Origin of the sequence: Kribbella sp. NPDC051586, assembly GCF_044453965.1 — a bacterium.
In the GTDB taxonomy this organism is placed as follows: domain Bacteria; phylum Actinomycetota; class Actinomycetes; order Propionibacteriales; family Kribbellaceae; genus Kribbella.
Window position 1 is genome coordinate 1,374,649 of record NZ_JBITDF010000002.1, and the last position, 18,423, is coordinate 1,393,071.

Annotated in this window: 17 protein-coding genes; 11 read left to right on the forward strand and 6 right to left on the reverse strand. The window is 68.7% G+C overall.

Features of this window, described 5'->3' with window-relative positions; all coding sequences use genetic code 11:
- Positions 1-48: 48 nt before the first annotated feature.
- A complete protein-coding gene (locus tag ACIA58_RS16895; RefSeq protein ID WP_396404570.1) occupies positions 49-2,289 on the reverse strand; it encodes a M64 family metallopeptidase in 2,241 nt (746 codons plus the stop codon).
- Positions 2,290-2,438: 149 nt separating this feature from the next.
- On the opposite strand from ACIA58_RS16895, the gene ACIA58_RS16900 reads away from it, so the two are divergent.
- From ACIA58_RS16900 to ACIA58_RS16910, 3 genes are read left to right on the forward strand one after another with little or no spacing between them, the layout of a single operon-like run.
- On the forward strand, positions 2,439-3,236 hold the full coding sequence (locus ACIA58_RS16900; protein ID WP_396404571.1) for a lysophospholipid acyltransferase family protein: 798 nt from the start codon (positions 2,439-2,441) through the stop codon (positions 3,234-3,236).
- A 39-nt stretch (positions 3,237-3,275) separates the two neighbouring features.
- Positions 3,276-4,154 carry a prephenate dehydratase gene (locus ACIA58_RS16905; RefSeq protein WP_396404572.1) on the forward strand — a complete coding sequence of 293 codons (879 nt, stop codon included), beginning with the start codon at positions 3,276-3,278 and terminating at the stop codon, positions 4,152-4,154.
- 51 nt (positions 4,155-4,205) lie between these two features.
- Positions 4,206-5,189 (forward strand): GNAT family N-acetyltransferase, encoded by a 984-nt coding sequence (locus ACIA58_RS16910; protein ID WP_396404573.1) that lies wholly within the window; start codon positions 4,206-4,208, stop codon positions 5,187-5,189.
- Here ACIA58_RS16910 and ACIA58_RS16915 read toward each other — a convergent pair.
- Positions 5,186-5,728, reverse strand: coding sequence for a hypothetical protein (locus tag ACIA58_RS16915; protein ID WP_396404574.1), 543 nt, complete (start codon positions 5,726-5,728; stop codon positions 5,186-5,188). The genes ACIA58_RS16910 and ACIA58_RS16915 overlap by 4 nt on opposite strands.
- 243 nt (positions 5,729-5,971) lie before the next feature.
- Here ACIA58_RS16915 and ACIA58_RS16920 point away from each other — a divergent pair, with 243 nt between their 5' ends.
- The 6 genes from ACIA58_RS16920 to ACIA58_RS16945 all read left to right on the forward strand — a co-directional run bounded on the left by ACIA58_RS16920 (position 5,972) and on the right by ACIA58_RS16945 (position 13,190).
- Entirely contained in the window at positions 5,972-8,299 is a 2,328-nt protein-coding gene (locus ACIA58_RS16920) for a M43 family zinc metalloprotease (protein ID WP_396404575.1), read from the forward strand.
- Positions 8,300-8,409: 110 nt separating this feature from the next.
- Positions 8,410-8,586 (forward strand): hypothetical protein, encoded by a 177-nt coding sequence (locus ACIA58_RS16925; RefSeq protein ID WP_396404576.1) that lies wholly within the window; start codon positions 8,410-8,412, stop codon positions 8,584-8,586.
- The gene (locus ACIA58_RS16930) at positions 8,583-9,908 is read left to right on the forward strand and encodes a M20/M25/M40 family metallo-hydrolase (RefSeq protein WP_396404577.1); all 1,326 of its coding nucleotides are present in this window, start codon (positions 8,583-8,585) and stop codon (positions 9,906-9,908) included. The genes ACIA58_RS16925 and ACIA58_RS16930 overlap by 4 nt, the downstream gene beginning before the upstream one ends.
- Positions 9,909-9,913: 5 nt before the next feature.
- Positions 9,914-11,236 (forward strand): HAD-IA family hydrolase, encoded by a 1,323-nt coding sequence (locus tag ACIA58_RS16935; RefSeq protein ID WP_396404578.1) that lies wholly within the window; start codon positions 9,914-9,916, stop codon positions 11,234-11,236.
- 50 nt (positions 11,237-11,286) lie between these two features.
- Positions 11,287-11,655 (forward strand): hypothetical protein, encoded by a 369-nt coding sequence (locus ACIA58_RS16940; RefSeq protein WP_396404579.1) that lies wholly within the window; start codon positions 11,287-11,289, stop codon positions 11,653-11,655.
- Between the two features lie 77 nt (positions 11,656-11,732).
- The gene (locus ACIA58_RS16945; protein WP_396404580.1) at positions 11,733-13,190 is read left to right on the forward strand and encodes a recombinase family protein; all 1,458 of its coding nucleotides are present in this window, start codon (positions 11,733-11,735) and stop codon (positions 13,188-13,190) included.
- 40 nt (positions 13,191-13,230) lie between these two features.
- Here ACIA58_RS16945 and ACIA58_RS16950 read toward each other — a convergent pair whose 3' ends face one another.
- From ACIA58_RS16950 to ACIA58_RS16960, 3 genes are all read right to left on the reverse strand, one after another.
- Positions 13,231-15,192: a TIGR03960 family B12-binding radical SAM protein gene (locus ACIA58_RS16950; protein ID WP_396404581.1), complete on the reverse strand. Its 1,962-nt coding sequence runs from the start codon at positions 15,190-15,192 to the stop codon at positions 13,231-13,233.
- Positions 15,193-15,267: 75 nt separating this feature from the next.
- Positions 15,268-16,014, reverse strand: coding sequence for an alpha/beta fold hydrolase (locus tag ACIA58_RS16955; protein WP_396404582.1), 747 nt, complete (start codon positions 16,012-16,014; stop codon positions 15,268-15,270).
- Between the two features lie 24 nt (positions 16,015-16,038).
- Entirely contained in the window at positions 16,039-16,449 is a 411-nt protein-coding gene (locus tag ACIA58_RS16960) for a DUF2000 domain-containing protein (RefSeq protein ID WP_396404583.1), read from the reverse strand.
- Positions 16,450-16,528: 79 nt separating this feature from the next.
- Here ACIA58_RS16960 and ACIA58_RS16965 point away from each other — a divergent pair, with 79 nt between their 5' ends.
- Positions 16,529-17,032, forward strand: a complete 504-nt coding sequence (locus tag ACIA58_RS16965; RefSeq protein ID WP_396404584.1) for an Lrp/AsnC family transcriptional regulator — start codon at positions 16,529-16,531, stop codon at positions 17,030-17,032.
- On the opposite strand, the gene ACIA58_RS16970 is transcribed toward ACIA58_RS16965, so the two are convergent.
- Positions 16,992-17,420: a MarR family winged helix-turn-helix transcriptional regulator gene (locus tag ACIA58_RS16970; RefSeq protein ID WP_396404585.1), complete on the reverse strand. Its 429-nt coding sequence runs from the start codon at positions 17,418-17,420 to the stop codon at positions 16,992-16,994. The two genes, ACIA58_RS16965 and ACIA58_RS16970, sit on opposite strands and share 41 nt — an antisense overlap.
- 62 nt (positions 17,421-17,482) lie before the next feature.
- Between ACIA58_RS16970 and ACIA58_RS16975 the strand changes: the two genes are divergently transcribed.
- Complete coding sequence (locus tag ACIA58_RS16975; RefSeq protein WP_396404586.1) at positions 17,483-18,331, forward strand: alpha/beta hydrolase family esterase; 849 nt, start codon at positions 17,483-17,485, stop codon at positions 18,329-18,331.
- The last annotated feature ends 92 nt before the right edge of the window (positions 18,332-18,423 follow it).

Below are 18,423 nucleotides of genomic sequence, written 5' to 3' on the forward strand. Positions count from 1 at the left end.
GCGCTGCCGGGGACATGTCGGCGAAACTCACGTCCATGTCTGCTCGGCTCAGAGCTTCGCGCACTGGCCGGACCGGGGCCCGGACACCTTGTTCGGCGCCTCGAGATCGACCGGCGCCGGAGCGTTCGCGGAGCAGACGAGCGGACCGTTGACGATGTTTCCGGCCAGCGCCGGAGGCTGTGCGGTCGAGGCCTTGGTGACTGACACCGGCCCCTGGACCGTGCTGCCGACGAGGACCACGCTTCGGCGGACCCGATCGGCGGTGACGGGGCCTGCGATGGTGGAGCGCAGGAGCTGCAGGTCGGCGGCCTGATCGGCACGAACCGGGCCGGAGACCCGAGAGTCGGTCGCCACCAACGAGGCGCCGGCCGACACCAGGACGGGGCCGTTGACGGTCGCGTTGGTCAGACAGGTGACGCCGGAGCGGAGGTACAGCGGGCCGTTGCGCGTGCCGCTGATCGTCGTGGTGCAGGTCGGCGCCGGCCGCAGGAGCGTGACCGCGAACCGGCGCGGGCTCGCGATGTTGCCGGTGGCATCGATCGCGCGGTACTCGATCTGATGGCGCCCGTACCCGGGCGGTACGTCGTCCCACGGCACCACCCGCGGTACGCCGAGCTTGCCGTAGACGAGTTGATCGATCTCGGTGCCCTCGGCGGTGAACGTGAACGGCGCGGACGCGTCCGTCGGCCAGCCGTAGTAGTTGTACCAACCGTCGCCGTCGACGCGGAACTCGGGCACGACGTACCCCGGGCTGTCGTCCGTTGCCGAGAGCCCCATTGTGAAGGCATCGTTGTATACGTATTCAGGACCGGTCGGCTTCCGCACGGTGAGCAGTGGTTTCGACATGGTCGGGGTCACCACGGCCTCGACACCGTCGACCGTCCAGGTGAGCGTCGACATACCCACCCGGGCGGTCAGGGTGTGCCGGCCGGTCAGCTTGAGCGGCGCCAGCTCGAGGTCCCGGTCGTTGCCCGGGTTCGGCACGGTCTGCCCGTCGACCTGCCAGGTGATCGGCGCGCTCGGCTGCGTGGTCTCGGCGTACACCACCTCGTCAGCGCTGACCGGGTGCTCGGTCGAGGTCGATCCCGAGAACGTCGGCGTACCGGTCGACGGCGGCGCGGTGACGGCGGTGTCGATGGTCCACGAACGGGTCGCGGTCGGACGTACGGCGGGGTCGCGGATGAACGTGGTCGGGTCCACGATCGTCGCTGTCAGGGTGTGCTTCCCAGCGGTGAGGTGCAGCGTCGCGAGGTCGACGGCGCGTGCGTTCGCGGTCGGCAGCGTCGCGCCGTCCACGGCCCAGGAGACCGTCAGTTCATGGTCGAGCGGGTGGAGCGTCTGCAGCCACACGACCTGGTCTCCGGCGACCTCGCCAGTCGGCGTGCTGTCCTGGAACAGGCTCGCCTTGGCCGAGAGCCGCTGGGTCATCCGCTCCCGCGAGACCTGGTCGAAGTAGTACCCGAGGGCCTTCATCATCGAGTGCGCACTGGGCCGCCAGACGCCCGAGCCGGCGTACATGCCGCCCTCGTAGCGACCGATCGTCCCACCGGATTCCGACCGCTCCCCCAGCCAGCGGTACCACTTCGCGTGCTGGTCGAGCATTTGCTGCTCGGTCAGCAAAGTGTGGTGGATCGAGGACGGCTCGGGCCCGACGTACGGCGCTCCGCGCTCGCCGCGGGCGTAGTAGTCGTACTCGTCCTGCAGGCCGCCCAGCGAATGACCGAGCTCGTGCGGCGTGATCAGGGCCGACAGCGCGTTCCCGCCGGACGCGGTGGCGTACGTCCCGCCCGCCCCGCCGTACGTGTCGCTGTTGCCGATAGCAAGGATCTGCCGGTTGGAAGCAGTGGTGCCCGGGACCAGGTCGGCGTACTGCGTCGCGGCCGCCGAGCTGACGGTCAGCAGGCGCTGGACGCTGCCCGGGTTGCAACCGCCCCAGAAGCCCATTTGCAACGGGGTGTCGCGCTGCGGCGAGGTGAGGCCGGGATCACAGTCGACGCCGGACTCCGGGGAAGCGATCTCGACGGCGTACACGTTGACGTAGTTGCGGTACGACTTGAACGGCTCGATGCTCCACAGGATGTTCAGGTGCTTGTCGAGCTGCTCGCGGAACTTCGGCAGCTCGGCCGCGGTATAGCCGTCGCCCATTACCACCAGGTTGAACCGCGACGCCGCCGGGCCGGTCACCTGGATCGGGACGACGGTCGCGTCCGGGGCGGCAGCCCTGGCAGGGAGGGTGACGAGTACGCCGGCGAGCAGCGCGAGTACCGCGGTCAGGACCTTGGCGCGCATGGATCTCCCCCACCTGGGCGACGGTGTCGTCAGCAGCTTACGAAGCTCTGCCTGGAAGTGTGAGGAGTTCCCGCGTGGCGACGTACGGGCCAAGCGGGCGTTCGTGCGGCATCATGATGGATCGGGGAACAAGTGAGGGAAGGACATCGATGACGGAACCGGCACAGTCGCCGCGGCGGGAGCCGGACCCTGCGGTCGTGGATGCCGGCGACGGCGACGGCAAGGGCATCTACTGGGTGCTGAAGAACGTCCTGGTCGGACCGCCGGTGCGGCGCATCTTCCGGCCGAACGTGGTCGGCGCCGAGAACATCCCGGAGCAGGGCGCGGCGATCATCGCCAGCAACCACCTCTCGTACTCCGACTGGATCTTCATGCCGCTGGTACTGCGGCGCCGGGTCACGTTCGTCGCGAAGTCCGACTACTTCACCGGGGCGGGGATCAAGGGCCGGTTCCAGCGCGGGTTCTTCAAGGGCACCGGGCAGGTGCCGATCGACCGCTCCGGAGGGTCGGCGTCCGAGGGCGCGATGCGGGCCGGGATGAAGGTGCTCGATCGCGGCGAGCTGTTCGGGATCTACCCGGAGGGGACGCGGTCGCACGACGGGCGGCTGTACAAGGGCCGGACCGGGGTCGCCCGGCTCGCGCTGGAGGCGAAGGTGCCGGTGATCCCGTGCGGGGTGATCGGGACCGACGTGGTCGCGCCGCCCGGCAAGGTCGTCGCGTCGTTCGCGTCGCCCACGGTCAAGTTCGGCGAGCCGCTGGACTTCTCCCGGTACGAGGGGATGGAGAGCGATCGGCTGATCCTGCGGGCCGTGACCGACGAGATCATGTACAAGATCATGGAGCTGTCGGGGCAGGAGTACATCGACATGTACGCCACCAAGGCCAAGTCGCTCGAGGGCCGTGCGGTCACCGGCGCGCCCGAGAAGGTCCGTAAGACGGACACCTGATCCGCTTGCTGAGATGCTCGGGGTCTAGGCTGGTAGATCGTGGACGGACCGATTGCTTATCAGGGTGAGCCAGGCGCCAACTCGGCGATGGCGTGCACCGAGATGTTCCCGGACCGCGAGCAGCTGCCCTGCACGACCTTTGAGGACGCCCTCGAAGCAGTCACCAGTGGGCGAGCCGGGCTCGCGATGATCCCGGTGGACAACTCGATCGCCGGCCGGGTGGCGGACATCCACCACCTGCTGCCGGAGTCCGGGCTGCACATCGTCGGCGAGTACTTCCTGCCGATCCACTTCCAGCTGCTGGCCACGCCCGGTGCGTCGATCGACCAGATCCGGACCGTCCGCAGCCACGTGCACGCGCTCGGCCAGTGCCGGAAGATCATCCGTGAACACGGCTGGTCGACCGTCGTCGCGGACGACACCGCGGGTGCGGCCCGGGAGGTCGCGGAGCTGGCTGACCCGAGCATCGCGGCCCTGTCACCCCGCGCGGCCGCCGAGCTGTACGGGCTGGAGACCCTCGCGTCGGACGTCGAGGACGAGCACCACAACACGACCCGCTTCCTGGTGCTGTCCCGCGAGCCCGAAGTACCGCCGGTCGGCTCGGGTCCGGTCATCACCAGCTTCGTGTACCGCGTGCGGAACGTGTCGGCCGCGCTCTACAAGGCGCTCGGCGGATTCGCCACCAACAGCGTGAACATGACGAAGCTGGAGTCGTACCAACTGGGCGGCATGTTCTTCGCCACCCAGTTCTACGCCGACATCGAAGGCCACCCCGAGGACCCGAACGTCGCACTGGCCCTCGAAGAACTCGCCTTCTTCTCGGTCGAGGTCCGCCTGCTCGGCGTCTACCCGGCCCACCCCTTCCGCCCCTCGATCGCCGAACCGGCCGCCAACCGCGCCCTCCGCCCCCACCACTGACGGCCGGTAATTCGCGGGCACCCGGCGACGTCGGGCCCCTAGGGTGCCGGGATGGAGATTGTTGCGGTCGACGGGCGCGATCCCGAGGTGTTCCGGCGCTTCTACGAGGTCAAGTTCGCGGTTCGGCGCGAGGAGCTCGAGTTTCCGGTGGGGCTGGGGGTCGAGGAAGCCCGGGTGCTGATGACCGGGTCGCACGCCGACGTGCGGGCCGATGGGCTCGGGTTGGTGGACGGGGAAACCTGGCTCGGGATCGCTTGGCTGGATTGGTGGTTGGTGGGGAACACCGACACGGTTGACGTCGAGCTGGCGGTTGCGCCGCAGTACCGGCGGCGAGGGGTGGGGACCCGGTTGCTGGATGCCGCGGTCGAGCGGGCCCGGGCCGAGGGGCGGCGGATCATGTCGGGGACGAACATGGCCGGCGATCCGGTGACGGGACAGAGCGCGGGTACTGCGTTCGCCGCCGCGCGCGGCTTTGTGCAGAAGCATGCGGAGCTGCATCAAGTGGTTGAACTACCTGTCGATCTGACCGCGCTGGAGCGGCGCGTTGACGGATACGAGCTGGTGCAGTGGCGTGAGCATGCGCCGGACGAGTGGCTGGAGCAGTTCGTCGAGTTGTTGAGTGGGATGAGCGAGGACGTACCGACCGGCGAGCGGACGGCCGAGCCCGTGCAGTGGACGACCGAGCTGGTGCGGAACGCCGAAGCCCGGCGGGTGGCGCAAGGCCGGTTCACCTACACCACGGCCGCCGTCCACACCGCGTCGGGCGAGCTCGCGGCGTACACCCAGATGGGCGGTACGCCGGAGACTCCGGACCGCCTCAACCAGTACGACACCTACGTACGCCGTACGCACCGTGGGAACGGACTCGGCATCGCGGTCAAGGCCCCGAACCTCCGCGCGATCCAGACCGGCGTCGCCCGTCCCGCCGTGCTCCACACCTGGAACGCGCCCGAGAACACCCCGATGATCGCGGTCAACACCAAACTCGGCTTCCGCCCGGTCGCCCAGCGCACGATGTGGGAACGCACTCTCTAGCCGAAGCTCCACGCAGGATGGCCGGTCTCCAACACCTCGCGATGGCCACCCCAATCCGCCACGGACCGGCCGGCGACATCCAGCAGCGTCGGCCGACCCGCCCGCAGTTCGTACCCCCAGGTGAATCCAGCGATCGGCACCACGGTCCGCGAACGAATCACGTCGGGTACGACGACGAGGAACGTGTCGGCACGCCACGTCCCGTCCGGGTGATCGGGATTCGCCGGCGCATCGAAGAACGTCGGCAGATACCCGTACGCGTAGAACGGATCGGTCCCGTCGAGATTCGGCGCACGGTCGACCGTCACGTCGGCCCCACGAACGACGACCTGGATCCAGCCCATGATCGAGTTGATCCCGCGCCCGTGGTACCTGAGCGACGCCGTGCAGACCGGGAAGCCGCGGAACGCCTCGGCATTCAGATCGGGTACGACGAGTTGGTGCCCCGACGCCCACGGATCGTCGTTCGGCACGACTCGGACCGAGATCAACCCGCGCTGTCCGCGCACCTCGAACGGGATCGACTTCTCACGCTGCATGGGGTCAATCCTGCACTGTAGACAAAACGAGGCTGTGCAGATCCGAAAGTCTTGTCGTGAAGGGTTGTGGGCACGGGCTGATCGGAGGAACGTGAAACGCAGAGCAGTGACTTGGGGGCCTACTGTTCGGTGGGGGAAGGCGGTATGGACCGTCTTCGGTCGAGGGGTGCGCTGGGGGTGAATCTTCTCGGTTCGGCGCGCGTACGCCGACCTGCTCGTGCGCCCCCGCCGGAAGGGGGAGAGATGCCGAGGAAGGCCAACGGGCGAGCGGACAAACACCGGGACGACTATCGGATGCCGGGTGAGGCCCCGGCCACCGAGCAGATCACGAACGGGCATGCCGCGAACGGACAGCCCGCGGCGGACGGCATGCCGATGGCCGGGGCACCGGCCTCGAGCAGTACGACGATGAGCGGCGGCGGATCGCCGGCGGCGGACATGGGCGGCGGCGGCGGATCACCGGCAGCCGACATGGGCGGCGGCGGATCACCCGCGGCGGACATGAACGCCGGCGGATCGCCTGCAGGCGCGGGGATGACAGGCGGCGGCCAGGCCAGTGGTGCCGGTATGAGCGGCGCCACCGGCGACGGCGGACGGACCGAGTTCCCGACCCGCAGGCAGTGCGGCGTGATGGACGTGCACCGCAGACTGCTGTCGACCGACCCGGCGTACGCCGCGACGCGGTCGGCGCTCGAAACCGCGACGATGGTCTACGTCGACCGCCAGGAGCGTTTCGGCGGGATCGCCCGCATCCCGTGCGTCGTCCACGTCGTCTGGAACACCAACGCCCAGAACATCTCGCAGGCACAGATCGACAGCCAGATCGACGTGCTGAACCGCGACTACCGCGCCACCAACCCGGACACCAGCATCGTGCCGAGTGTGTTCAGCGGCCTGATCGCCGACACCCGGATCGAGTTCTTCCTGGCGACCGAGGACCCGAACGGGAACCCGACGACCGGTGTCACCCGGACCCAGACCAGTACGGCGAGCTTCGGCACCGACGACAAGGTGAAGTCGTCGGCGACCGGCGGGATCGACCCGTGGGACCCCGCCAACTACCTGAACATCTGGGTGTGTCAGCTCGGCGGCGGTCTGCTCGGGTACGCGCAGTTCCCGGGCGGTCCGGCGAACACCGACGGCGTCGTGATCCTGCACAGCGGGTTCGGCACGAACGGTACGGCGGCGGCGCCGTTCGACCTCGGCCGGACGACGACCCACGAGGTCGGCCACTACCTGAACCTGTTCCACATCTGGGGCGACGACGGCAGCGGCTGCAGCGGCACCGACGAGTGCGCCGACACCCCGAACGCGGCCGGCCCGAACTTCGGCGTACCGGCGTTCCCGCACGTGACGTGCAGCAACGGGCCGAACGGTGACCTGTTCTACGACTACATGGACTACACCGACGACCGCGGCATGGTCATGTTCACCACCGACCAGGTGGCACGGATGCAGGCGACGCTGGACCTCGCCCGCAAGGACCTGCCGGTGTTCGGTTCCGGTGGCACACCGGAACCGGCCGGCTCGGTGGTGTCGTGGGACGCGAACCGGCTGGACGCGTTCGTCCTCGGCACCGACCTGGCGATGTATCACAAGTGGTGGAACGGATCGGCCTGGGGACCGTCCGTCGCCGGTTACGAGTACATGGGTGGTATCTGTATGAGCGCTCCTGAAGTCGCGTCCTGGGGCCCGAACCGGCTGGACGCGTTCGTCCTCGGCACCGACCACGCGCTGTACCACAAGTGGTGGGACGGCGCGAACTGGGGACCGTCCGTCACCGGGTACGAGTACCTCGGCGGCGTCTGCATGAGCCCGCCGCGGCTGGCCACCTGGGGTGAGAACCGGCTCGATGCCTTCGTCCTCGGCACCGACCGGGCGCTGTACCACAAGTGGTGGGACGGCTCGTCCTGGAACGGCTACGAGTACCTCGGCGGCGTCTGCATGAGCCCACCCGAACTCGTTGCCTGGGGCCCCGACCGGCTCGACGTGTTCGTGCTCGGCACGGACAACGCGGTCTATCACAAGTGGTGGGACGGCTCGTCCTGGAACGGGTACGAGTACCTCGGCGGCGTCTGCGCGTCGCCGCCACGCGTGGTGGCGTGGGGCGAGAACCGGCTGGACCTGTTCGTCATCGGGACCGACTCGGCGCTGTACCACAAGTGGTGGGACGGATCGTCGTGGAGCGGCTACGAGTACATGGGCGGCGTGTGTACGACGGCGCCGACCGTGGTCTCGTGGGGCTCCGACCGGCTCGACGTGTTCCTGCTCGGAACCGACTCCGCTCTCTACCACAAGTGGTGGGACGGATCCTCCTGGGGACCGAGCGTCACGGGGTACGAGTACATGGGCGGGATCTGCACCGACGAGCCGCGCGTGGTCTCGTGGGACACGAACCGGCTCGACGTGTTCGTCACCGGCACCGACAAGCAGCTGTACCACAAGTGGTGGGACGGCTCGAACTGGGGACCGTCGGTCACCGGGTACGAAGGGCTCGGCGGGATCATCAGCGACTTCAGGCTGACGGTTCCGGACTCGCCCGCCGCGATCGGACAGGCGGTGCAGATCTGACCACCTCACCGACCGGGCGCTGGACGCATTCTTTCGAGGAGGACCACGACGGGATCAGCGTCTACCGCCGCGACGACTTCGCCTTCCCGCCGGCCCGTGGCCGGCGGGGGGTGGAGTTCCGCCCGGACGGGACGTTCGTGCCGCTGCTGATCGGCCGCGGCGACGCCCCCTCCCCCGGCCCACCCGGCCGCTGGGACCCGGCCGGCCGCCTGCATCTCCCCGACGGGACCGGGCGGATCGTGTCGGAGTCATCCGATCGACTCGAGATTGCTTGGCAGGACCAATGACTGCAGGACCCGTGAGATACCTCGTCGTACCGACCGCGGACGCCGCCGGCGGCGCGCGCTCGGCGCGGTTCGGGGACAAGACCCTCCTCTGGGTCCCGGCCGACCAACGCCTCGGCCGGGCCTCCCGGACTGTTCCCGGTCTGCTGCTCGTCACGCAGGTGGGCCGGAGTTTCCAGGACGACTACCCCGATGTCACGCCGTTGCTCGACCACGGCCGGCATCTGGTCATCTCGTCGGCCGACAAACCCCGTCGGCGGTCCAACCACCACTGGCGGATCGAGCAGCTCCGCCCGAACACGATCGTCGTCGACAATCAGGCGGTCTCCGCGGCGCGGGCCGACCCGGTCGTCGCGGATCTGGTCGGCGAGGTGTCCACCTCGTCGTACCAGAGCGACCTGACCTGGCTGGCGAGCCTGCCGACCAGGCACTCGCTCAGTACGACGTTCACGCAGGCGATGGACTTCGCCGCCGACCGAATGGTTGCCTTCGGCTACCAAGTGTCCCGGCTGCCGATCACGGTCGGCGCGGGCCACTCGGCGGACCTGATCGGCGACCGGCCCGGCGTCGGCGTCGATCGCGAACTGGTCGTCGTCACCGCACACCTGGACTCGATCAACATCGCGGGCGGCCCGGCCGCGGCGGCTCCGGGCGCGGACGACAACGGCAGCGGTTCGGCCGGCGTACTCGAGCTCGGCCGTCTGCTGTCCACGCGCAGGTGGCAGCACGACATCCGCCTGGTCCTGTTCGGCGGCGAGGAGGAGGGTCTGTTCGGCAGCAAGCAGTACGTCGCGGCGCTGCCGCCGGCGGAGCGGTCCCGTATCCGCGCCGTCCTCAACATGGACATGATCGGGACCAAGAACTCCGCGGCCGACGGTGTTCTGCTGGAGGGCGCGCCGGTGTCGTCGGCGCAGATCTCGGCGCTCGCGACCGCGGCCGCGACGTACACCGGGCTGACGGTCGAGACCTCGCTGAACCCGTTCGCCAGCGACCACGTCCCGTTCATCAACGCCGGTGTGCCGGCGGTCCTGACGATCGAGAGCGCGGACAGTGCGAACGGCCATATCCACTCCGCCGACGACACGCTGGACTTCATCGACTGGGCGCTCGCGACCGAGATCCTCCGGATGAACATCGCCGCCCTGGCCGGCTGGCTCGAACCGGCCGCCGTCCAACGCCGTCCACAACCAGCAGGCTCAGTGGTCTCCCGGAGCCCCGGCCGGATCGACGTGTTCGCGGTCGGTGTGGATTCCGCCCTGCACCACAAGGCTTTCGACGGATCCTGGCACGATTTCGAGTCGCTAGGAGGTGTTGTCCTAAGCTGACAGGTATGTGGAGCCCGAATGCGCGTGACGTTGGCGGACTTCCGACGCGGTACGGCGTGCCGACGCGGGCGCGGGCTCTGCTCCGCAGCGAGTGCATCGACGCCGCGGGGCTGGCCTCGTTCGAAGAGGTCGGCGCCGGGCTGGTGCTCGATCTGCGGTCCGATTGGGAGTTGAAGCAACCACATCCGCTGGCCGGCAGTCCGGCGTACCAGCGGATCCCGTGGATCGACCCGGCGGCCGAAGCGACTCGTGATCCGGCCGCCGAGCCGCGGCTGGTCGACGTCTACCGCAACAGCCTGACTCGCAACGCGGCGCACATCGGCAGGATCTTCACCGCGATCGCCGACGCGCCGTCGGACCGGCCGGTCGTCGTGCACTGCAAGGCCGGCAAGGACCGGACGGGCCTGACGGTCGCTCTCCTGCTCGACCTCGTCGGCGTACCCCGCTCGAACATCGCCGCGGACTACGCGGTCAGTGAGGTCAAGCTGGGACTGCGGGACGGACCCGACTTCTCCCGGACGCATCCGTCCACGATCCTCGCCTCGCTCGAGCACGTGGACGAGCAGTTCGGCGGGATCCGTGCGTACCTGTCCGATCTCGGACTGACTCCGCCGCAGATCCACCGGCTCGCGGCGCGGCTGGTGCCGACGGACGTGCGGGCGATCGTGTTCGACTTCGACGGTCTGCTGATGGACACCGAGACGACGATGGTCGAGAGCTGGCAGAGCGAGTGGGCGTACCACGGTCTCGAGCTCGATCTCGACGGGTTCTGGCCGGGTCACGGCGGCGACGTGAGCGAGGACCGGTACGCCGTACTCGCGGCTGCCGTCGGGACCGGGTTCGACCGGGCAGAGAGTCACGCGCGCCGGCTCGCCCACCGCGAGCGGCTGCACGCCGAGCTCGACTTCCGGCCCGGGATCCCGGAATGGATCTCGGCGGCTCGTGAGCTGGGCCTCCGGGTCGCGATCGCCAGCAGTTCGCCCCGGAACTGGGTGGTCGGCCACCTGGAGCGCGTGGGCGCGGTCGAGCTGTTCGACGAGGTCGTCACCGGGGACGAGGTCGCGGCGCACAAGCCCGATCCCGCGATCTACCGGTTGGCGCTGCGGCGACTCGGCGTACCCGGCCCGGCGGCGATCGCTGTCGAGGACACCGCGCACGGCGTCGCGGCGGCGCAGGCGGCCGGGATGTTCGCGGTCGCCGTACCCAATCCGTTCGTGACAGCAGACGCGGTCAACGCGGCCGACCTGGTTCTGGGCAGCGCTGACGAGGTCTTGCTCAGCGACCTGCTTCTTTCGGCGGGCCCGAAAGGCTCGACGAGCCGTAACTGAGTGACCTAACCTGCTTACCTTCCGTAGATTTCCAACCGGAGGGTGGACAGATGAGGAAACTCCTTGGTGCGATCACGGCGACTGCGGCGGCTGCGGCCGGGCTGGCGGTCGCGCCGCCGGCACAGGCCTCGACCGCGGCCTGCGATCTGGTCACCGCCAACTCGGTCGGGTACTCCGCGCTGATGCTGTACGTCGCGGTCGGCCTCGAGGGCTGCTCGAACAGCGTCACCGAGGTCCGCGTCGAACTGCAGAAGGGCGCCGGCGCGAGCGGACCGTTCACGACGGTTGCGGAGACCTACGCGTACTCCGGCGGCGGCGCATGGTTCGACGAGGGCACCGGCTGCGGGTACTACGTCGGCGTCGCCCACTGGCAGGACCAGACAGAAACCACGCCGACCCCGGCCTACTACTGCAACTAAATTCGCGGGCACTGGTGTGCTTCTGTTCCTGCCTGAGGCAAATGGAGGCAGAGGCTGACCCCCGATACCATTCACGGATGGTACCGGGGGGCCCGCGACGTACAGGACCCGAGCAGCGGTACACCGTCGAGACCGAGTGGACGAGCGCCGACTCAGCATTGCTGGAAGATTTGGCAAAGGCAGAAACCCTGTTGCCCAGCAACGCACCACGGGCTCTGTTGTCCATCAGACTGTCAGTACTCCGAGCTGACACGACCTCACCGGTCAGACAAGAGCTCGATCTGCGGCGCTTGGCGCGGGAGGGTTTCAGGGTCGTCGGGGTTGCCAGGGACCTCAACGTCAGCGCTACGAAGGTTCCGCCATGGAAGCGCAAGGAGCTCGGCGACTGGATCAACAACCGGTTGCCCGAGTTCGATGTACTGCTCTTCTGGAAGTTGGACCGCTTCGTCCGTCGGTTGTCGGACTTGTCCACGATGATCGACTGGTGCCTGAAATACGACAAGAACCTTGTCTCCAGGAGCGAGAGCATCGACCTGACAACCACGGCCGGAAGAACGATGGCTTCAATCATCGGCAGCATCGCCGAGATTGAGGCAGCCGGCACCAGCAAGCGCGCTGCCAGTCTGTGGGAATACGCCAAGACTCAAGGCGCCTGGTTGGTCGGCAAACCCTCCTATGGCTACGTCACCGACCAGGACAGTGACGGAGAGATCGTTCTCCGCATAGACACGACCGCCTGCCGGGCGCTGCACTGGTGCCGGTCCGCGGCCCTGCGCCGGCGCCCCTGCTCAGCTCGGCGCATGGTCAAGGTTCTCGTGCGCTCGGGTCTTTGCAAACCGGGGCTGACCCCGTCCACTCTGCTCCGCCGGCTCAGGAACCCCGCCCTTATGGGCTACCGAGTGGAAGAGGACAAGGACGGCGGCATTCGCCGGTCCAAGCTGGTCCTGGGCCGGGACGGACAGCCGATCAAAGTGGCCGCGCCGATATTCACTCCGGAAGAGTTCAGCGACCTCCAGGAAGCTCTTGACCGGGCGTCGCGAAGCCAGCCCGCACGCCGATCCGGCGGAGCAACCAGGTTCCTCGGAGTCATGATCTGTGCGGATTGTGAGACCAACATGACTGTGCAGAAGACGACCAAGAATGCGCGTGAGTACCGGTATCTCCGCTGCGGAGCCTGCCGCAGCGGAGGCCGTGGCGCACCCAACCCGGACGAGATCTACGGCGAGCTTGTCGATGAGGTGCTCGTCGTATTCGGGCACGAGCCTGTGCAGATCCGCGAGTACGCCCAGGGCGCCGAGGCTGGAGGAGCCCACTGGGTGAACGTCCACGACGGCCAGACGTTCCGGGCGCGATGGGAAGCCGGCGGCATGGACCTTATGACCGCCGATCTCCTTCGGATCGGCGTGAAATGCAAGGTCAGGCGTACGGCGGTGAAGGGTGTGCGCGCTCCAGCGGTCCAAGTCGAGTTGGTCATCCCGACCGACGTGCGCGAGCGTCTGATCATCAAGCGGGATTCCTTCGCCCGGTGGGTCTGACGAAACTCCGGTTCCGTCTCCCGATGCGTGGGTGGCCTCCTTAGGAAAGCGAGTTCGCGCCGTCGGGAGTGTTCATCACAGTCAGTGGCAGCAGCTTCTTGCCTGTCGGACCGATTTGGATACTTGTGTCAAGCGCCGGGCAGACGCCGCAGTCGAAGCACGGGGTCCAGCGGCAGTCTTCGACCTCGATCGCGCCGTCCTCCTCGAGCGAGTCCTGCCAGTCCTCCCACAGCCAGTCGCGGTCCAGGCCGGAGTCCAGGTGGTCCCAGGGCAGTACTTCGGCGTACTCGCGCTCCCGCGTGGTGTACCAGGCGAGGTCGACCGGTTCGCCGTCGAGCGCCGTCTCGCAGGCCCCGACCCAGCGGTCGTACGAGAAGTGCTCGCTCCAGCCGTCGAACCGGCCGCCGTCGCGCCAGACCGCCTCGATCACGCGGCCGACGCGGCGGTCGCCGCGCGACAACAGGCCTTCGATGATGCCGGGCTTGCCGTCGTGGTACCGGAAACCGATCGCCTTCGCGTACCCCTTCTCGGACCGGATCGCGGCGGCGAGCTTGGACAGCCGCGCGTCGGTCTCCTCGGCGCCGAGCTGCGACGCCCACTGGAACGGGGTGTGCGGCTTCGGCACGAAGCCGCCGATCGACACCGTGCACCGGATGTCGCGACGGCCGGACACCTCGCGACCGGTCTCGATCACCCGCTTCGCGAGGGCGGCGATCGCCAGCACGTCCTCATCGGTCTCGGTCGGCAGGCCGACCATGAAGTAGAGCTTCACCTGCCGCCAGCCGTGGCTGTACGCCGCCGCGACCGTGCGGATCAGATCCTCCTCGGTGACCATCTTGTTGATCACCTTGCGCATCCGGTCCGACCCACCCTCGGGCGCGAACGTCAGACCGCTGCGCCGGCCGTTGCGGGAGAACTCGTTGGCCAGCGTGATGTTGAAGGCGTCGACCCTTGTCGAAGGCAACGACAGCGACACGTTGCTGCCTTCGTACCGGTCGCCCAGGCCCTTCGCGACGTCGGCGATCTCGCTGTGGTCGGCGCTCGAGAGACTGAGCAGGCCGACCTCCTCGAAACCGGTCTGCTTCAGGCCGTTGTCGACCATGTCGCCGATCGTGGTGATGCTGCGCTCACGCACCGGCCGGGTGATCATGCCCGCCTGGCAGAACCGGCAGCCGCGCGTGCAGCCGCGGAAGATCTCCACCGAGAACCGCTCGTGCACGGTCTCGGCCAGCGGGACCAGCGGCTTCTTCGGGTACGGCCACGCGTCGAGGTCCATCACCGTGTGCTTCGCGGTCCGGAACGGAACGCCTTGGCGGTTCGGCGTGACGCGCTGGATCCGGCCGTCGGCGAGGTACTCGACGGTGAAGAACTTCGGGATGTAGACGCCGCCGGACTTCGCCAGCCGGAGCAGCACCTCGTCGCGACCGCCCGGGCGGCCCTCGTCCTTCCACTCCCGGATCACCTCGGAGATCGCGAGCACGATCTCCTCGCCGTCACCCAGCACGGCGGCGTCGATGAAGTCCGCGATCGGCTCGGGATTGAACGCCGCGTGCCCGCCGGCCAGCACGATCGGGTCCTCGTCGGTGCGGTCGGCCGCGTGCAACGGGATGCCCGCGAGATCGAGCGCGGTCAGCATGTTCGTGTAGCCGAGCTCGGTGGAGAACGAGAGCCCGAAAACGTCGAACGCCCGGACCGGCCGATGAGAATCCAGCGTGAACTGCGGGATCTTGTTGTCCCGCATGATCTGTTCCATGTCCGGCCAGACCGAGTACGTCCGCTCGGCCAGGATGTGGTCGCGCTCGTTCAGCACCTCGTACAGGATCTGGACGCCCTGGTTGGGCAGACCCACCTCGTACGCGTCGGGGTACATCAGCGCCCACCGCACGCTGACCGCGTCCCACTCCTTGCTGACCGAGTTCAGCTCACCTCCGACGTACTGGATCGGCTTCTGCACACTAGGCAGCAACGCCTCCAGGCGCGGGAACAGCGATTCGACAGTCATCCCAAACTTCCAGTCAGCGGATCGGAGCGCCTACCAGACTAACGCCGCCCCCGCCGTACGCCGGAATCGCGGGGCTCAGGCGAGGTGGGCCAGGAGCAGCGGGTTGACGACGTCGGGGTGCGAGTAGGTGACGAGGTGGGCCGCCTGCTCGATCACCTCGAGGTGGGCGCCGGGGATCCCGGCGGCCAGCGGTACGACGGTTTCGGGCGGCACCGAGGTGTCGGACTCGGCCGTGATCACCAGGACCGGGGCGGTGATGTCGCCGAGCCCGGGGAGGAGGTTCAAGGCGCCGACCGCCTCGCAGCAGGCGGCGTACCCCTCGTCGGGGCAGTCGAGGAGCATCTGGCGGACGGGCTCGATGTCCTCTTTGGAGTCGGGGAGGAACCAGCGGCCGAGGGTCGCATCGGTGATCGCCTGCGTGCCTTCGGCGCGGACCTGCGCGGCGCGGTCGGTCCACGTCTGCGGGTCGGCCCCGGTGTTGGACGGCGGGCAGATCGCCACCAGGCGGTGGATCCGCTCGGGCGCGTGCTGGGCGAGCCACAGCCCGACCGATCCGCCGAGCGAGATCCCGACGTACGACGCCTGGTCGACCTCGAGGGTGTCGAGCAACTCCACGACATCGCCGCCGAGGTCGTCGATCGTGTACGGACCTTCCGGGACGCCGGACTCGCCGTGGCCGCGGTGATCGAACGCAACCACCCGGAACCGCTGGGCGAGCGCGTCCACCTGCGGAGCCCACATCGCGTGATTGGCGCCCAGCGACGACCCGAGCAACACCACAGGCGCGTCGTCCGGACCGGTCTCCACGTAGTTGAGTCGCATGGGTCCACCCTACGTAGCCGTCGGCTAGCGGTAGAGGCCCAAGGCTCCGGTGAGCGAGTCGATGGTAGGGCGCGGGCCGTAGAGGGCCAGACCCAGGTAGGTGATGTCTTCGGGCTTGGTGCCGGCGAGGGTCGCGGACATCTGGTCGTAGGTCCGGGCTCGCTGAGCGGCCTCGTGCATGTCGTGGACGGTGACGTCCGGGCGGGCCGCTGCCTGGCCACGGAGGTCGTGCAACTGCTCGGCGGTACCTCGCAGTACCGGGATCGGGTAGGCGCACATGCCGGTGTGGAGCTCGCCGGAGGCGTCGACGGTGTCGGGACCGACCACGTGGTCGTGGTGGTGGCCGAGGCCCACGCCGAGCAGGGCAGCGGTGTTGAGGGCCACGCCGACCGGTGTCCCGGCGGCGATGACCACTACCATCTTGTTCGTCAGCACGGCGGCAAAGCTAGCCGGACGCACGGCATCGCGCGCCATGATCCGAACATCGTTCGGCGGATCTGCCAAACTTCCTGTCATGGACGAACTTGATACGGCGCTCCTGCGGATGCTGCAGAACGACGCCCGGCGGACCAACCGGGACATGGCCGCCGAGCTCGGGATCGCGCCGTCGACCTGCCTGGAGCGGATCCGCGGGCTGCGCGACCGGGGCGTGATCCGCGGCTACCGGGCGGAAGTGGATCTGCAGGCGATCGACCGGTCCACCCAGGCGATCATCTCGATCAAGCTCCGCCCACAGGCGATGGCAGTCGCGACCGCGTTCCAGGACTACGTAATGCAACTCCCGCAGACCCTGGACATGTTCATGGTCTCCGGCGCCTCGGACTTCCTCGCCCACGTCGCCGTCAAGGACACCCAGGCGCTCCGCGACCTCGTCCTCGCGCTGGCCAAACGCCAGGAGATCGCCGACATCCGCAGCTCGGTCGTCTTCGAACACCACCGCCGTACGACGATCATGCCGCTGGCCGCTGCGGACCAGGTCAGTCGATCAGGCGGCGGAGCAGCGTCAGGGACTCCTTGATCCGGGTCTGCTCGGCGGGACTGAACCGGGCGGCGATCGCCTCGGTCAGCAACTCATGGCCGGCATCGCGACGGTCGGCCAGGAGGCTCTGACCGGCGGCGGTGATGACCAGGAGCTTGCGGCGGCCGTCGCCGGCGTCCGGCTCACGACGGACCAGGCCCCGATCGACCAGCTTGGACGCCGAGACGGTGACGGACTGATGCGTGATCTTGTCCAGCCGGGCCAGGTCCGCGACGGTGTGCGGACCCTCACGCTCGAGGCGCTTCAGGATCGAGACCTGGGACAGCGTCACGTCGTGCGGTGGCGAGACTGCCCGCTGCCGCCGGACCAGCGCGCCGACGACGAACTGCAACTCGTCGGCGATCTTCCCGGCGTCAGGCGCTCCCATGGCGGCATAATATACAGTCTGGTTGCGCAGTTTGCCTGCGCATCTGATGGAAGGGGCGGCAAGTGACCGACGTGTTGCGGGTCGGCGGCCGGGAACGCACGTTCACGATCCGGGTGCCGGTCGCGACGCCGGCGCAGCAGATGCCGTTGGTGCTGGTGCTGCACGGCAACAACCCGGGCGGGGACGGCGCCCGGATGATGCGCGAGTTGACGACATTCGACCGGCAGACACAGGCCCGTGGGTTCGCGATCGTCTATCCGGACGGTGTCGACGGCTCGTGGGCGGACGGTCGCGGCGTGACCGCGGCCGACGAGGCAGGCGTGGACGATGTCGCCTTCCTGACCGCGCTGATCGAGTGGTCGGCCGAGCACCACGGGACCTCGCCCGATCGCAACATCGTGGCCGGCCTCTCGAACGGCGCCTTCATGGCCCATCGCCTCGCACTGACAGCGAGCGATCGGGTGGCGGTTCTCGCGGCCGTCGCCGGTGGGCTGCCGGCGGGGCTGGCCGACGTAGGACCGACGCACGCGGTGTCGGCGCTGCTCATCCACGGGACCGCCGACGAGATCTCCCCGATCGAGGGCGGTCACTCCCGCCGGCGCGGACCGAACGGCGAGCTTCGCGGTCGCACCCTCTCCCTCGCCGAGTCCGCCGACCGCTGGCGCACGATCGACCGCTGCGCGCCTGATCCCGGTACGACGCGCTCGACCGAGCTCTCGAGCCGGACCGACTCGGCCGCCGGGGTCGGGGGGTGCCGCGTCGCGGCCTGGACCGTGTTCGGCGGGGGCCACAGCTGGCCCGGCGCGCCCACCGGGGAGTGGGAGCCGACGAGTCAGGAGTTCGACGCGGCCGAGGAGATCTGCCGCTTCGCCGAGCCCTTGCTCATCGGCGCGGCGGCCCGGCAACTCTGATCCATCCCTCCCTGGAAGGACCGCGAGCGGTGATCGTTGCCGCCGGGCCGTGGCCAGATCGAGCGGTACGACGTTCAGCCCGGGGCGCGCAT